The 14,526-nt window shown below is 61.8% G+C and carries 12 protein-coding genes and 1 pseudogene; 4 read left to right on the top strand and 9 right to left on the bottom strand.

Annotation, left to right across the window (positions count from 1 at the left end):
* Positions 1 to 121: 121 nt before the first annotated feature.
* Complete coding sequence (locus LWF01_RS07195) at positions 122 to 1,048, bottom strand: NAD(P)-dependent oxidoreductase (RefSeq protein WP_349640354.1); 927 nt, start codon at positions 1,046 to 1,048, stop codon at positions 122 to 124.
* 151 nt (positions 1,049 to 1,199) lie between these two features.
* Here LWF01_RS07195 and LWF01_RS07190 point away from each other — a divergent pair, with 151 nt between their 5' ends.
* On the top strand, positions 1,200 to 2,543 hold the full coding sequence (locus LWF01_RS07190; RefSeq protein WP_349640353.1) for an MFS transporter: 1,344 nt from the start codon (positions 1,200 to 1,202) through the stop codon (positions 2,541 to 2,543).
* Between the two features lie 75 nt (positions 2,544 to 2,618).
* On the opposite strand, the gene LWF01_RS07185 is transcribed toward LWF01_RS07190, so the two are convergent.
* The 4 genes from LWF01_RS07185 to LWF01_RS07170 form a co-directional block, all read right to left on the bottom strand.
* Positions 2,619 to 3,362, bottom strand: coding sequence for a FadR/GntR family transcriptional regulator (locus LWF01_RS07185; protein ID WP_349640352.1), 744 nt, complete (start codon positions 3,360 to 3,362; stop codon positions 2,619 to 2,621).
* Between the two features lie 48 nt (positions 3,363 to 3,410).
* On the bottom strand, positions 3,411 to 4,340 hold the full coding sequence (locus LWF01_RS07180; protein WP_349640351.1) for a dihydrodipicolinate synthase family protein: 930 nt from the start codon (positions 4,338 to 4,340) through the stop codon (positions 3,411 to 3,413).
* A 17-nt stretch (positions 4,341 to 4,357) separates the two neighbouring features.
* Positions 4,358 to 6,094 carry an IlvD/Edd family dehydratase gene (locus LWF01_RS07175; RefSeq protein WP_349640350.1) on the bottom strand — a complete coding sequence of 579 codons (1,737 nt, stop codon included), beginning with the start codon at positions 6,092 to 6,094 and terminating at the stop codon, positions 4,358 to 4,360.
* Positions 6,095 to 6,308: 214 nt separating this feature from the next.
* On the bottom strand, positions 6,309 to 6,989 hold the full coding sequence (locus LWF01_RS07170; RefSeq protein WP_349640349.1) for a GNAT family N-acetyltransferase: 681 nt from the start codon (positions 6,987 to 6,989) through the stop codon (positions 6,309 to 6,311).
* 246 nt (positions 6,990 to 7,235) lie between these two features.
* On the opposite strand from LWF01_RS07170, the pseudogene LWF01_RS19260 reads away from it, so the two are divergent.
* Positions 7,236 to 8,168 (top strand): annotated as a pseudogene (locus LWF01_RS19260) (DUF222 domain-containing protein); the annotation flags it as partial.
* A 168-nt stretch (positions 8,169 to 8,336) separates the two neighbouring features.
* On the opposite strand, the gene LWF01_RS07165 reads toward LWF01_RS19260, so the two are convergent.
* Together LWF01_RS07165 and LWF01_RS07160 are read right to left on the bottom strand one after the other, a co-directional pair.
* Entirely contained in the window at positions 8,337 to 8,618 is a 282-nt protein-coding gene (locus tag LWF01_RS07165; protein ID WP_349640348.1) for a hypothetical protein, read from the bottom strand.
* Between the two features lie 444 nt (positions 8,619 to 9,062).
* Complete coding sequence (locus LWF01_RS07160; protein WP_349640347.1) at positions 9,063 to 9,626, bottom strand: DinB family protein; 564 nt, start codon at positions 9,624 to 9,626, stop codon at positions 9,063 to 9,065.
* Positions 9,627 to 9,791: 165 nt separating this feature from the next.
* On the opposite strand from LWF01_RS07160, the gene LWF01_RS07155 reads away from it, so the two are divergent.
* The gene (locus LWF01_RS07155) at positions 9,792 to 11,501 is read left to right on the top strand and encodes an FAD-dependent monooxygenase (RefSeq protein ID WP_349640346.1); all 1,710 of its coding nucleotides are present in this window, start codon (positions 9,792 to 9,794) and stop codon (positions 11,499 to 11,501) included.
* 75 nt (positions 11,502 to 11,576) lie between these two features.
* Positions 11,577 to 12,854 (top strand): aspartate aminotransferase type Ic, encoded by a 1,278-nt coding sequence (locus tag LWF01_RS07150; protein ID WP_349640345.1) that lies wholly within the window; start codon positions 11,577 to 11,579, stop codon positions 12,852 to 12,854.
* 1 nt (position 12,855) lies between these two features.
* On the opposite strand, the gene LWF01_RS07145 is transcribed toward LWF01_RS07150, so the two are convergent.
* Together LWF01_RS07145 and LWF01_RS07140 are read right to left on the bottom strand one after the other, a co-directional pair.
* Entirely contained in the window at positions 12,856 to 13,653 is a 798-nt protein-coding gene (locus LWF01_RS07145) for an SDR family oxidoreductase (RefSeq protein WP_349640344.1), read from the bottom strand.
* On the bottom strand, positions 13,653 to 14,507 hold the full coding sequence (locus LWF01_RS07140) for a 3-hydroxybutyryl-CoA dehydrogenase (protein ID WP_349640343.1): 855 nt from the start codon (positions 14,505 to 14,507) through the stop codon (positions 13,653 to 13,655). Before LWF01_RS07140 ends, LWF01_RS07145 begins: the two co-directional genes overlap by 1 nt.
* Positions 14,508 to 14,526 lie beyond the last annotated feature (19 nt).

Below are 14,526 nucleotides of genomic sequence, written 5' to 3'. Positions count from 1 at the left end.
GTGCGTTGGGCCCCATTCGGGCTCAAGTCAATAGTATTATTATCTGACTATCTGCTGTCAAGCATTTTCTGCAGCAATTTCCCGGGCACGGCCTGAGCTAGCACTGACCGCCGTCCTTCTTTCAGTACCCGCGACTCGGCACCACGCGTCCTTCAAGGCCGACGAACCCCCCGGTAGTGACAATGTGCCTGACGTTGTTGCGGGTCCGCTCGGCCAGCCCCCGCCAGTACGATTCGCGCGTGTTCGCGCAATGCGGGGTAATGAGTACGTTTGGCAGTTCCCACAGGGGATGCCCTTGCGGGAGCGGTTCCGGATCGGTGACGTCGAGCGCTGCGCCTCCGATATCCCCCTTGGTCAGCGCGTCGACCAACGCGCCGGTATCAACCAACTCTCCGCGAGCCACGTTGATGAGCCAGCTATCCTTCTTCATCAGGTGAAGTTCCTGGGTGGATATCATTTTCGCGGTTTCCGGCGTCGCCGGGGCCGCCAGGACTAGATAGTCGGCATCATGCAGAATGCTCCGGTACTCAGTGCGCGGAACTCGCCGCACGACCGGAAAATCGACCGGACGGTCCGACACCACATTCACCTGGATACTGAATGGCGCCATGATTCTGGCCAGCGCGGCGCCAATGCCGCCCGCGCCGATGATCGCCACGGTGCTGCCGGCAAAGGAGTGGGAGACCGCACTTCGCCACTCGGACGCCATGGCATGCGTGGCCAGTCCCCGAGCGGCCGCAAGCATCAGCGCGAGCGCATGCTCAGCCACCGCCTCGCCATACATCCCGGCCGCGCAAGTAAAGACGGGGGCTTCCCTGACAAGTCCAGCTCCCGTCCACGGTTCAATTCCGGCATGCGGCAACTGGACCCACTGAACTCCGTCGTGCATCATCTGGCGCAAAGTCTCGGGGTCGTCGTCGCCGTAGTAAATGATGGCGTCCGCCTCCCGCAGTCCGCTCAGCGCGGCTCCCCCTGCAAGCACAGCCTCTTCAAGGACGGGCACCTGTTCCGGGCCTACGAACACCCGAAGTTCTTTTGCGTCACGCATCGCACGATCTCCTCTGTTTCTCGAACCACCGGCTGCACAAGTGTGAGACCCGGCCGTGACCCTTGACACACTGCACTAAGACTAATAATACTATTATATGTATGTAGCACGATGTTCCATACGTTAGCGGCAACGACGCCAGGAGATATGCATGCCCAACAAGACACCTACCGGACAAGCCTCCCCGAGTCTGCTGGAACGGGACACGATGAAACGGGTGAGCCGGCGATTGATGCCGCTCATCATCGTTTGCTACCTGATCGCCTATATCGACCGATCAAATGTGTCGATCGCTGCGTTGACGATGAACGCGGACATCGGGTTGACCACGGCAGCGTACGGTGTGGGCGCTGGTCTGTTCTTCGTGACCTACATCATTTTTGAGATACCGAGCAACCTTGCTCTACACCGGTTCGGTGCAAGGGTATGGATCGCCCGAATCATGATCACCTGGGGCATCATTGCCGGATGCATGTCGCTGGTTACCGGGCCGGCATCATTCAACACGGTCCGCCTGCTCCTCGGCGCTGCAGAAGCCGGATTCACCCCAGGCATCATTTTCTACCTCGCCCAATGGTTCCCCAACCGCCACCGCGGTCGCGCCATGAGTCGGTTCTATGTCGGGGCGGCCATGGCCACCGTCATCGGAGCACCGCTCTCGGGACTCATTCTGCAGACCACCGACGGCCTGCTGGGCCTCGCAGGGTGGAAATGGATGTTCATCGTAGAAGCAATCCCTGCCGTTGTCCTCGGCTTCGTCGTGCTTAAGTACTTCACGGATAAGCCCAAGGACGCGCACTGGCTCCCGACCGAGAACCGCAAATGGCTCTCCGCCACACTGGCGGCCGAACAGGCAGCTGCAGATTCGCTCCGGAAGTTCACTATCCGCGGCGCGCTGTCCAACCCCGGAGTTCTGCTGCTGGCCGGCTTCTTCTTCCTGTATTCCTTCAATAGCATCGGCTTGACCTTATGGATGCCCCAGGTAATCCAGGGCACCTTCGGGAACCCGGACACATTGACGACGACGCTACTTACGGCGATCCCGTACGTTTGCGCCGTCATCCTGATGGTTGCGGTCGGGCATAGTGTCGACAAACGAGGCCGCAGGCATCTCCATATGGCCGTGCCGATGGCACTCGCAAGCTTGATGCTTATCGGAAGCGTTATGGCGGGGCCGACCATCCTGGGCTTTACTCTGCTGTCGCTATCCACCGGTCTCGCCTGGTCGGCGGTACCTGCGATGTGGGGCACTGCTACGGCCTTTATGACCGGAATCGCGGCAGCTGCCGGCGTCGCATTAATCAACTCCACCGCAAACGTTGCCGGCGTGGCAGTGCCACCGATGATCGGCGCAGTCAAAGAAGCAACGGGATCATTCCAGGTGCCGCTGGTCATTATCGCAGTGGCAATGATGCTGGCAGCAGGAGTCGCCCTGTGGTCTAAACGATTCACAGGTGAAGGCCGGCTATCCCGGGATGTGGAGACGGTGGAGTGATCTTTCGAACGGTAAATAGCTAGTACGCAGGGAACGGGTGGGTGACCAATGATCACCCACCCGTTCCACGTGCCTTTAAGCTTGCGCCCGCGGCACCTTCTCATCCGATTCCAGACGAGCCCAAATTTCGGCGCCTGCGACATCCACAATTTTGCGAGAGGCGATCTCGGCAGCCGCCTCGTCCCGATCGGAGATAGCTCGGACGATAGCCCGATGATTGTCGAGGGCCTCGTCCGTGATCCGATCGGGGGTCAGGCCGAGTTCGCGGCGAACCCGCAGCACCGCCTCTATGGGCGCGGCAAGCTGGGCAAGGATAAGGTTACCGCCGGACCGGATCAACTCACGGTGGAACCGTACGTCGGCTGCGGTGAAGGCGTCTGGATCGTCGTTGGCCGAAGCGGCCTGCATCGCATCCAAGGCCTGGTTAAGCGCCGTCATATTGGATGCCGTTGCATTTTCGCACGCACCTCGCGCAGCCAGAGGCTCGACCGCGCTTCGGATCTTCATCAGGTCATCAAGCTGCTTTGCCTTGTCCGGCCCCGCTGCCCGCCACCTGATAACGTCCGGATCGAGCAAATCCCATTCATCCGCTGCCCGGACCCGGGTGCCCGTGCGCGGCCTGGCGCCGACCATGCCCTTGCCTTCGAGGACCTTCAACACTTCCCGAACAACCGTCCTGGATACGTTCGCCTCTTCAGCCATAGTCTCGGGGCTAATTTGCTGGTCTTCGCTGAGTTCACCGATGGCGATCGCCTGTCCGACGGACTCTAGTAGCTGCCCGTGCAAACCTCGCGCCGTAATGCGAATCAATCTGACCACTTCTTTCTGCCCCGGCTGGTGGCCCGGATTCTGTCCGGTCCATTGAGCCTATCTGTTTCCGAAAGATGTGTTGACACCGTCACGCAGGCGATCTCCGAACTCATTCATGAAATCGCTAATCATAGCTAGCTCGAAAGCATCCAGACCATGCCCAGGCCCTCGGCAAAAGGCGGAGTCGATCATGCCGCGCCGGACTGATATTTCCTTTTCCGCAGCAATAATGAGTTCAACACTCTGCATCCAATAGGACACATAAGGGAGCAATCTCCGATGTAGCTCCTCGGCCTTCAAATGTTGGCCATCATGCCAGAGCCGCCAGATATCCAGATAGAGCTCCACAAAGGAGCAGCCCGGCTGCACGCCGTCCGCTCCCCTTCGCAGCGCGTCCGGAAGTTGCACGCCTGCGTAGCCGACAAGAGAACCCAGGGATGGATCAGAGCTTGCAAGCGCGCTGATAAGGGTCCCGGGTGGGGTAGATTCCACCTTCACCTGGACGAGGTTCGGCGCCTCTTCTGCCAACGCCGAAAGCGCCTTCGCATCCAGCGCCGTTCCTGTTTGCGCCGGAGCAAACTGCACGATGACTGGAATCGGCGCCACTGCCGCGATAACACTCCTCAGGTGCGCGTGCACGGCCGGGCGCGAAGGTCCCAGAAAGTGTGGCGGAAGCACGTTGATTGCCCCTGCCCCACCCGCTACTGCCTCTCGGGCCCGATCGACGGCAATGGCGGTTGCATGGTCCGGTATCGAAATCACGGTCGTAAACCCTGGTACGCCGGCCGTACGTTGGAGCAGGATGCGGGTGAGGTGCAGTCGCTCCTCGTCCGTCAGTTTGTGGAATTCCGAAGCGAACCCGGGAAACATGACGCTCTGAACCCCGCTCCTCACCATATGGTCAACCAGTCGGATGAAACTACTTTCATCGATTGATCCGTCCGCCGAAAACGGCGTCTCGAGAACCGGGCATACGCCCTGCACCACCGGATTCCGTCGCGTCATCAGAATGCTGCCCGACCTGGCAAGGAACCGCTCGATCCCAACAGAAAATCAAAATCTGCGCCCGTATCGGCTTGCTGGACATGTTCGGCATAGAGTCTGGTCCAGCCACGGTCGGATGGGGGCGCGGGAGCCACCCATTCAGCTCGGCGCTGGGCCAGAACCTCATCACTTACCCGCATTTCCAGCGAGCGTTCGTCAACATCGAGGGCAATAACGTCGCCGGTTCGCACTAGCGCTAACGGTCCCCCGACTGCAGATTCCGGTGCGACGTGCAAAATGCACGCTCCATACGCTGTGCCGCTCATCCTTGCATCCGAAATTCGAAGCATGTCCCGGATGCCCTGCTTCAGCAGCTTCCTGGGAAGGGGCAGATTGCCAACTTCTGGCATCCCCGGGTAGCCCCTTGGCCCGCAGTTGCGAACGACCAGGACCGTGTCCTCGGTGACGTCCAGTAGATCGTCCTCGCAGACGGCCTGATAGTCCTCTATCGAATCGAAGACAAGAGCGGGTCCTTCATGGCGAAGCAGTCGAGGCTCTGCGGCACTAATTTTCAGCACCGCGCCGTTCGGTGCGAGGTTGCCGCGCACCACTGCGGTCCCGGAACCGGCTGGCTGGACCGGGTTATCCCACGCCCTGATCACTTCGTCGTCGTCGATCCTGGCGTTCCGGCCAGCCTCCCGAATGGAGCTGCCGGTGACGGTGATCGCGTCGCCGTGCAATCGGTCCCCTAGCCGTTGCACCAGCCCGGGGACGCCGCCCGCGTAGGCGAACTCCTCCATCAGGAACTTGCCGCTGGGCATCAGGTCTACCAGGAGGGGGATTTCGCGCCCAATCGCGTCCACATCGTCCAGCGTCAGGGGCACTCCGCACCGGCCGGCTATGGCAAGCAGGTGCAGGACGGCGTTCGTCGACCCACCGATAGCAGCGTTGGCGACGAGCGCATTTTCAAAAGCCTCCCGGGTCATGATTTGTGATGGACGCAGGCCTTCATCGGCCAATTCAACCGCGCGCGCACCGGTATCCTCTGCCAAGGCCACCCGCCTTGAGTCGACCGCGGGCAGCGCTGCCGCACCAGGCAGCTGCATGCCAAGGACCTCGGCGATACTGGCCATCGTGGACGCTGTTCCCATCGTCATGCAGTGGCCAGCCGACCGGTTCAAACACGACTCAAACTCGGTGAACTCACTCTGGCTGACTTCTCCGGCACGGAGTCCCTCGCTCATTCGCCAGATGTCGGTGCCAGATCCAACCGCCTTGCCGCGAAACCTCCCATTGAGCATCGGACCGCCGGTCAACATGATGGCCGGCAGATCCACGCTGGCAATGCCCATCAAGCCTGCCGGGGTCGTCTTGTCGCATCCTGTGAGGACCACGACGGCGTCCATTGGATTAGCTCGAATGAGTTCTTCGAGTTCCATCGCCATCATATTGCGGTACAGCATGGTTGACGGCCGCATAAACGGCTCCCCCAGTGAGAGCACGGGAAACTCAAGTGCCATGCCGCCTGCCTGCTGGATTCCGCGACGTACTGCCTCAGCCAAGCTCCGCAGGTGAGCATTGCAGGGAGTGAGCTCGGACCAGGTATTCGCAATCCCGATCACGGGACGGCCGTCGAATTGTCGGCCTGCCATCCCCATCTGTCGCAGGTGGTGACGGGCAATGAACCCGTTCTTTCCCCCGTCGCCGAGCCATGCTCTGCTACGTCGTGCCGACACCGGCTCGTCTTTCCCGCTCATCCAACCGTCTCCCTGCTAGTCCGACTCCTCCGGGCACCTGACGTCGCGAAGAGGCCTGTCCTACCAAGATTAATATGATTATAATATTTGTCAACGAACGCTACTTCAGGCTCATATTCGGCACGCCAGAGCAGGCGAGATCCAATCCGCCGGCATCAATCGGTTTGCGGCTAGAGAAACGCTAGCTCTTCGGATATCCAGGCGGTTTGCGCACTCAATCCCGCCACGGCCTCGGATCGGTGGCGAGAATCGACATCATGATCGAGTCGTGCCAGGCGCCATCCCAGCGCAGCGTCCCGCGCTGCACTCCCTCCTGGATGAAGCCTGATTTCTCATACGTCCGTCGCGCCCGTGGGTTGAAGTCGTACACATCCAGCCCGATCCGGTGCAAGCGGACGACTTCCAGTCCATAATCGACCACGGCCCGGGTCACCTCCGTGCCATACCCGTGACCATGGATATCCTCGCCGAATAGCGCAATCCGGAAGTTCATCGACTGGTTGGAAGAATCGAGGTCGTTCAGTACCACTTCGCCGATGTAGGCCCGGTCGGCTTGCCGAATGACTGCCCAATCGAGGCGGTCGCTACTCTGCGCGACCTGTTCCAGATGGCGCAGCACCTGTTCTTTACTAAACGTGGCGTGCGTTCCGGTGAGCCGCATCGCCTCTCCATCGAAAAGGCTCTGCCATGCGGACTCAACATGGACTGGCCCGAGCGGTTGAAGCACAAGCCGTTGGGTGGACAGCGTTGGAGTCTCCAACAGAACAGTGGATTGCATGGTCTTACCGTTCATCAGTTCGAGGAATGCCGCAAGCGAATAAGCGACGGCACTGCCCTGCTCAGGCCCCAGGAGTAACCGCCAGCACAGCCTGCGACGCCTCGTGCCGAAAGACATCGCAGTGCCACCTCGATATCGACGCGACCGCGCGGAGCTTGCGACCACGCTGGCCCGGCAGCCGATCCGCCTTAGTGGGTGACCCCTTCCGTGTGAAGGAAGTTGGCTGCCGTGGCGGCAACGCGCTGACCGTGTGCGACCTGCCAAATTTTTCTCAACCGGCTATTGCTCTCGTCCTCTATTCGAACTAGAATAGAACGTAACGATAGTTCAACTGCTGTTTGCCGAGTTTATGGAGGGTGCGCGATGCGAGTTGTTGAGTCGTCTCGTGCAGCCAGCTCGGCCGCAACTGCCCTGACCGTCGAGCGTATCCGCTGCTGGACGATGCGTGAGCGCCGAGAAGCTCTGGCCGCGCTGGACGAACTAACCCGGGTTGCGGCCCTGGCGAAAGCGCGGATCCTTGCCGTCGAAGACGAATCCGGGGATTGGGCTCTGCGTGGCGACAGCAGCGTCGAAGCGTGGCGGGCACGGACCACCAGAGCCGGATACGGCAAAGCACGCGACGAACTGCATCTCGCCCGCACAGTCGAACAAGTCCCGAAACTCGCCGACGCCGTGCAATCCGGGCAAGTCACCCCGGAGCACGCGACCACGCTGGCACGGCAGATGCAGACGGGCTCCGACGCCCAGCGAGAGGCCCTGACCGCACCGGACGTTCAAGACGACTTGCTCCGCTCCGCAGGTAAGACCACCGCCAACGACTTCCGTACCGTGCTCAAACACCGAATGGCAGACCTCGACAAAGACGCACACCAGCGAGACGCCGACAACGCCAAGGCCCGCCGGTACGCCAGGCTAACGAAGGCCCCGGGCGGGTTACGGCTGGAAGCGTTCCTGGATGAGGCATCCGGACAGCTGGTACAAACCGCCCTCAGAGCAGCAGACGCCAGACCCGCCCCTGACGATGAGCGCAGCACCATACAACGAACAGCCGACGCGCTGACCACCATAGCCAAACACGCACTCGACCAAGGCACCCTGCGAACCGGCGCTCAGGTACGCCCCCACGTGATGGTGACCCTCAGCGCCGAGCAATGGACGGCCTGGCAAGTTCGCGGCGAGTTTCCCGGCGCAACCTACACCGACGGAACACCACTGGCCGAATCCGACCTCGCGACCTTACTGTGCGACGCGCAGCTGATGCGCACGGTATTCGACGCAGAAAATCAGGTCATCAACTTCGGCCGCGAAAAACGCACCTTTACCGGCAGCCAACGCAAAACCATGATCACCCGCGACGGCGGATGTGTCAGTCCCGGATGCGCAATGCCCGCAGACTACTGCGAAGGACACCACATCTCCGAATGGGCCGCAAAGAACGGCAACACCAACATCGACGAAGGCTGCCTACTCTGCGTCTTCCACCACCACTGGATCCACCGCAACAACATCACCATCACCCGCGAGCACAACGGACTCAGCTTCCGGGCCAGCAACGGAAAGTTCATCGGCAAAACCGAGTACCGCCAACGCCCCGCTCAACGAGGCGTACGAGTAACCACCAAGAATGCCACCGATCTGCCACGCCGCCAGACACACACCAGCCCCGACCGTCAGGCCAACACCTCCAGCAATGCCCCACCGCTGCTCGAGTGCGCCATGGGAGGGCCGCGAATCGTCATCTCCCATCGCTTACCGAAACCCGCTCAGTCAAAGATGCCACCCCGCCGAGCCGGACCAGACCCTAAACCGGTGACGGTGACCGCGCGGGCCGTGTCTGCCACGTCAGCTCGGCCGGCGCGCCCGGAGAACCGACAGACAGCCGATGGAAGGCACAGCACACGACCCACGGTTAGGCAGCGGTCGGTGGCTGCGGATCGTGCTCCAGACACTTTCCGCCGAACCACGCCATCGGGATCCTCGGCGAGGTCAGTTGCTCGTGCATCAGTCATCGACCGCCGAATCATACCGTCAGGATCCTCACCCAAATCGATGGCTCGGGCATCAGCTCCCAGCAGCGGGGTACGACCTTCGCCTCCGCGGCGTTGGCATCGTCATCAGCCGACAGCCGCACCGGGTGCAGGTCTACCGGTAGCCCGTTCGAGCGCGGGAACGGCCGACGTGCCCGACGTCTCAAGCCTGATTGGCCCACAGATCCCGCAGCAAGGCAATCTCTGCGCCGTGATGAATCACCTCGCGGTTGATGTGCTGGAGGAGCGCTGCCATCGGCTCCTGCTCGAATCCCTCCTCACCGCACGGCCGCTGCAGGCCATTCGCATCCAGGGACGCGACTCCGGCAATCCACGCGGAGTGCATCTCATCGAGACGAGACAACGCCTCGGTGGCAGTTCCCGGATAGTCGTAGCTCATATAGTCAGCGGGCGCTCCGCCGAAATGAGTGGCGAGGCGGGCGCCGTAGACCCCAACCAGCAAATGACCGAGGCGCCAGGCGATCGTGGTCACCGGGGCGGGCGTCGGCTCAGGGAAAGCGAAATCGATGGTGAAGTCGCCCGATCCGGCCTGAACCGGCGCAGTCGACTCCCCTCTGCGGTGAACACTCCAACTGTTCGGCACTGGCCGCCAGAAATACTCGGCATCGCTGAGACCATCCAGGCGCGGCCGGAGTTGGTTGTCCCAATGCCATTGCAACTGATCGATAAGGAGCTTGCCGAGGTCGATATTGGCTGTTGTCGTCATCGTCGGTACCTTTGCTCGTGTGATCCGCTGTGGAATCTCAGCCTAGGCAGCCAAAAGGACAAGCTATGTCCTATTTCGGGCCGATCTTCCGCCGCCTTATTTCCCCGACGAGCCGATGCCCGCCCGTGTTGGTCGTAGGCTAATCACCATGTCAAGGGAGGACACGTGAGCAATCCCGATATCAGCACAGACGTGCTCATCATCGGTGCCGGGCCGACCGGGCTGATGCTGGCTAACTGCCTCCGCAGGCTCGATGTGGACGCTGTCATCGTGGACAGAAAATCCGGCCCGACGCAGGAATCCCGAGCCCTCGGCATCCAGGCACGGACGATGGAAATTTATGACCAGCTTGGCCTCGTCGATACCGTCCTGGCCCAGGCGCAGGCTGCCATTGCAATCAGCCCCGGATATGAAGACCATGCCTTCGGCGCGATTCCAATCGGAGACATTGGCGCAGGGGTCAGCCCGTATCCAAGCGTTTATGTGCTCGAACAGAGCCGAAACGAACAGATCATGGTCGACTCGCTGCTCAGCCTTGGCGGTTCGGTGCTGTGGAACTACGAGCTTTTGGCGCTGGATGAGCAGGCAGACACGACCGACCCAGGAAGTGTCGCCCCCGGCAGAAGATCCGGAACGCCTGGCGCAGCCAGCGCTACCTTCTCGACACCGGACGGCAGGAGGACCGTTGAGGCCCGGTACTGCGTGGGCGCTGATGGCGGATCGTCCCAGGTCCGGAGTCTACGGAACATCGCCTTCGAAGGGATCACCAATCAGCACACCTTCTATGTCGCTGACGGGACCGGCGTGAACGGTTTGGTCGACAAAGCGGTCAACGTGCGGATGGGTAGAACCGACTTTCTGATTTCATTTCCGATGGCGTCGGGCGGGCACGACCGCCTGATTGGCGTTGTCCGCGAGTCGGACATCCCCGGCGAACCCGAACCGGCAGCCCGGCAGGAACCGGAACCAGCAGCCCCGCACGAACCCGAACCTGCAACCCCACACGAACCCGAACCAGCAGTCCCGCGCAGGCCAAAGGCGAAAGCGTCAGACCCGGCGGGTAAGGACATTCCCGAGCAGATCGCGCGGGACAGGCTGCGCCGGATCTTCGGCGTGACGTATCGCGACACCAGCTGGTTCTCCACCTATCGGGTGCACCACAGGGTCGCGGAAAAGTTCCGGGACGGCCCGTTCTTCCTGGCCGGAGACGCCGGGCATCTGCATTCCCCGGTCGGAGCGCAAGGCATGAATACTGGACTGCAGGACGCCCACAACCTCGCCTGCAAACTCTCTGACGTGATCCGCAACCATGCGCCGGACAGCTATCTCGACCGTTACGGCGCCGAGCGACGACCCGTCGCACTCCGGATAGTGGCCAGCACAGACCGGCTATTTGGCCTGGTGACTTCGGAGAATCAGCTGGCTCGCCTAGTCCGCAGGTTCGGCCCGCGGTTCATCGGTCCACTGCTGATTCGCATCCTGCCGAGGCTTTCCGGTTCCGCCCGGCTCTTTGGGTATATTTCGCAGACCCGCATTCATTACTGGATGAATGACGATGCGAAGGCCGCCGCCGGTGGAAAACGCGGCCGAATCGTCGGGCGCCGTTTGCCGTGGTCCGGCGCGAACTACACCTGCTTACAGGATCTGTCCTGGCAGGTCCACACCTACGGCGATGTCGATGCCGCCTCCGTTGCACGGCTGCGCAGAAACCTCGCCCTCGACATCCATTGCTTCCCGGACGCACGGAACAACGGACTCGAACCAGGACAGTTCTATCTGGTGCGCCCCGACGGTTTCGTCGCTGCCGCCGCACCTGGCGACCTTGCCGAGGCCGCCATCCGCAAGGCGTTGCCCTACCCGACCAGCGAACCATGAGGATTCAGCGAGATTGGCGTTCGATATGCTGAACGTAATCTTTGGTTCCAAGCCCCTGAAGGAGGCTCTCGTTTCATGGCGCTCGCTACGCTCACCCCGGAACGGCTCACACAACTCCATTCCGAGCTGAAGTCCAGCTACGAAGCGCTGAAAGATCGAGACCTGAAGCTGGACCTCACCCGCGGTAAGCCCTCTCCGGCTCAACTCGATCTGTCGGCCGACCTTCTAACTATCGTCGGTCCGGACTCTTACACCAGCGCCGAAGGCACCGATACCCGCAATTATGGCGGCCTCGACGGGCTGGTCGAGCTGCGAGAGATCTTCGCCGAACTCCTCAACGTGCCGGTCGATCTGCTCCTCGCCCAGGGCAGTTCGAGCCTCACCCTGATGTACAACACGATGAGCTTTGCCATGCTGCATGGCGTTTCGGATCAGGCCACCCCGTGGATTCGGTCGGACAATGCGCCGAAGATCTTGTGCCCCTCCCCCGGCTACGACCGGCACTTCGCGCTCTGCGAATCCCTTGGCATCGAACTCGTTCCCGTCGCCATGCTCGATGATGGGCCGGATCTCGAAGCGGTGCGGGCGCTTGTCGCGAACGACCCCGCCGTCAAGGGCATCTGGGCCGTCCCTGCCTATTCCAATCCGACCGGAGCCGTGTTCGGTGAGGACATCACCCGCGAACTGCTGGCGATGCCGACCGCCGCCGACGACTTCCGGATCTTCTGGGACAATGCCTACGGGCTGCACCATCTCACCGATGACGAGGCTCCCGTCCTCGACGTGCTGGACATTGCGGCTGAGGCCGGTCATCCCGACCGTGTCTTCATCTTCGCGTCGACCTCCAAGATGACGTTCGCCGGTGCGGGTGTGTCGTTCTGGGGCAGCTCGCCGGCAAACGTCGCCTGGTTCAAGCGGCATCTCGCCGCGCAGTCGATCGGCCCGGACAAGATCAACCAGCTGCGTCACGCACGGTTCTTCGGCGATGCGGCAGGGGTTCGCGCCCACATGGCCCGGCACCGCGCGATCATCGAACCGAAATTCGCCATCGTGCACAAAGTCCTCGAGGATCGGCTGGGCGACTCCGGCGTCGCACACTGGTCCTCGCCTCGCGGTGGCTATTTCGTCAGCCTCGACGTCCTTCCGGGCACCGCGGATCGAGTGGTCAGCCTGGCGAAAGACGTCGGCGTAGCGATGACCCCGGCGGGAGCGGCCTTCCCGTACGGGAACGACCCGGAGGACAAGAACATCCGGATTGCGCCGACCATGCCAACCGAGGACGACGTCGCCGTGGCCATCGACGTGCTGGCAACCTGTGTGCTGCTGGCGGCAGCCGAAAAGCTCGCAGCGTAAGCTACTTCTCCGACAGCCACTGGCCGAACGTGACGCCGTTGGTTACGGCGTCATCGGGAACCAGGTTGCGCCCCGCCCGAAGGAAGGCGCCAAACTTTCCCGGCACATGCACCGGAACTGTAAGCGCACGGTGCCGGGTCTTGCCCTGCGCTTGACGGGCGAAAGTCCACTGCCTCGCGAGCTCGCGCATGGAGAGGATTTCCGGGCCGCCGATGGTGATCTGCTGGCGTCCGCTACCCGCACCCAGGCTCTCACTACGGGCGGCATCGACCACCGCGGCGGCTACATCCCGAAGGTCGATCGGCTGAAAGCTCGTGTGCGTGAACACCGGTAGCACGCGCGCCCGGGACGGGGTACTCCACATCATCCCGAGGAACTCGTGGAATTGGGTCGAGCGCACCACCACGTTGTTGCGGTTCGCTGTGCTGAACAGTCGTTCCTGTTCCGCCTTTGCCCGGTAGTAGCCAAGCGCGCACTGATCGACATTAACGATCGAAAGCAGCACGGCCCGCTCCACGCCGGAAGCCCAGCACGCCTGCATCAGGTTCTCGGCCCCGTCGGTCAGCACTCGCTGGGATCTCGGCGTTTTGCCGTCGCTGGCGTCGATCACGGTATGAACATTCGCGGTTGCCTCGGCTAGCCCGGCACCTGTCAGCAGGTCACCACGCACAAAGCTGACGCCGTCATCCTTGGCGCGCCGGTTGCCGCGAGTCAACACCCTGACCTGCATGCCGCGGGAAACCAGCTCGGCGACGATCCGGCTTCCCGCCGCACCAGTGCCACCCACCACGAGATACATCAGCGATAGTCGTCGTAGAACCCTCGGCCGGCCTTCTTGCCGAGGTAACCGGCATCGACCATCCTGCTGAGCAGGACCGGAGGTGCGTAGGCCGGGTCGTTGGTTTCGCCGTGCATGGACCGGGCGATTGCCAGCGTGGTATCGAGGCCGACGAGGTCGTTGAGTCGCATCGGGCCCATCGGATGAGCGCAGCCGTTGATCATTCCGGTATCGATATCTTCGAGGGACGCCATTCCGGATTCGTACATCCTGATGGCGCTGAGCAGGTACGGCACCAGGAGTGCATTGACGATGAATCCAGGCCGGTCCTTGGCACGAATAGTTGTTTTCCCGAGGGTGTCCCGTGCGAAAGCCTCACCTCGGTCGGTAACCTCGGGTGCGGTCAGCACGGACGAGATGATCTCCACCAGCGGCTGCACCGGCGCGGGATTGAAGAAGTGCATTCCGATCACCTGCTCCGGGCGGCTGGTGGCCTGCGCAAACCGGACAATCGGCATCGACGACGTGTTTGACGCAAGGATCGCATCACCATTGCTGACGATCCGATCGAGTTCGGCAAACAGCTTCTTCTTGATCTCTTCGTTCTCGCTGGCCGCTTCGATCACGAGGTCACGATCGGCCAGGATGTCGAGGTCCGTGCTGAACGTCATCGATTCAAGGGCGGCGTCACGCGCGTCCGGCTCTAGCTTTCCCCGTTCGACCGCCCGGCTCAGCGAGGCTTCAACCCTTTTTCGGCCGGAAGCCACGGCTTCCTCGCTGATGTCGCGCACCACGACATCCAGTCCGGCCCGAGCCGCGACCTCCGCGATGCCTGAGCCCATCAGCCCGCATCCGACTACGCCGACTTTTTGCACGCGCAACTCCTATGATTTT

Origin of the sequence: Saxibacter everestensis (assembly GCF_025787225.1) — a bacterium.
GTDB lineage: Bacteria > Actinomycetota > Actinomycetes > Actinomycetales > Brevibacteriaceae > Saxibacter > Saxibacter everestensis.
The sequence above is the reverse complement of the archived record's forward strand: the minus strand, read 5'-3'. Positions and strand labels throughout refer to the sequence as shown.

Excerpts from the sequence above, each read along its gene's own strand:
- LWF01_RS07175 (WP_349640350.1), bottom strand. The coding sequence starts at position 6,094 with ATGAGCGGGAAAGACGAGCCGGTGTCGGCACGACGTAGCAGAGCATGG.
- LWF01_RS07165 (WP_349640348.1), bottom strand. The coding sequence starts at position 8,618 with ATGGGAGATGACGATTCGCGGCCCTCCCATGGCGCACTCGAGCAGCGG.
- LWF01_RS07160 (WP_349640347.1), bottom strand. The coding sequence starts at position 9,626 with ATGACGACAACAGCCAATATCGACCTCGGCAAGCTCCTTATCGATCAG.
- LWF01_RS07145 (WP_349640344.1), bottom strand. The coding sequence starts at position 13,653 with ATGTATCTCGTGGTGGGTGGCACTGGTGCGGCGGGAAGCCGGATCGTC.
- LWF01_RS07190 (WP_349640353.1), top strand. The coding sequence starts at position 1,200 with ATGCCCAACAAGACACCTACCGGACAAGCCTCCCCGAGTCTGCTGGAA.
- LWF01_RS07195 (WP_349640354.1), bottom strand. The coding sequence starts at position 1,048 with ATGCGTGACGCAAAAGAACTTCGGGTGTTCGTAGGCCCGGAACAGGTG.
- LWF01_RS07170 (WP_349640349.1), bottom strand. The coding sequence starts at position 6,989 with ATGTCTTTCGGCACGAGGCGTCGCAGGCTGTGCTGGCGGTTACTCCTG.
- LWF01_RS07150 (WP_349640345.1), top strand. The coding sequence starts at position 11,577 with ATGGCGCTCGCTACGCTCACCCCGGAACGGCTCACACAACTCCATTCC.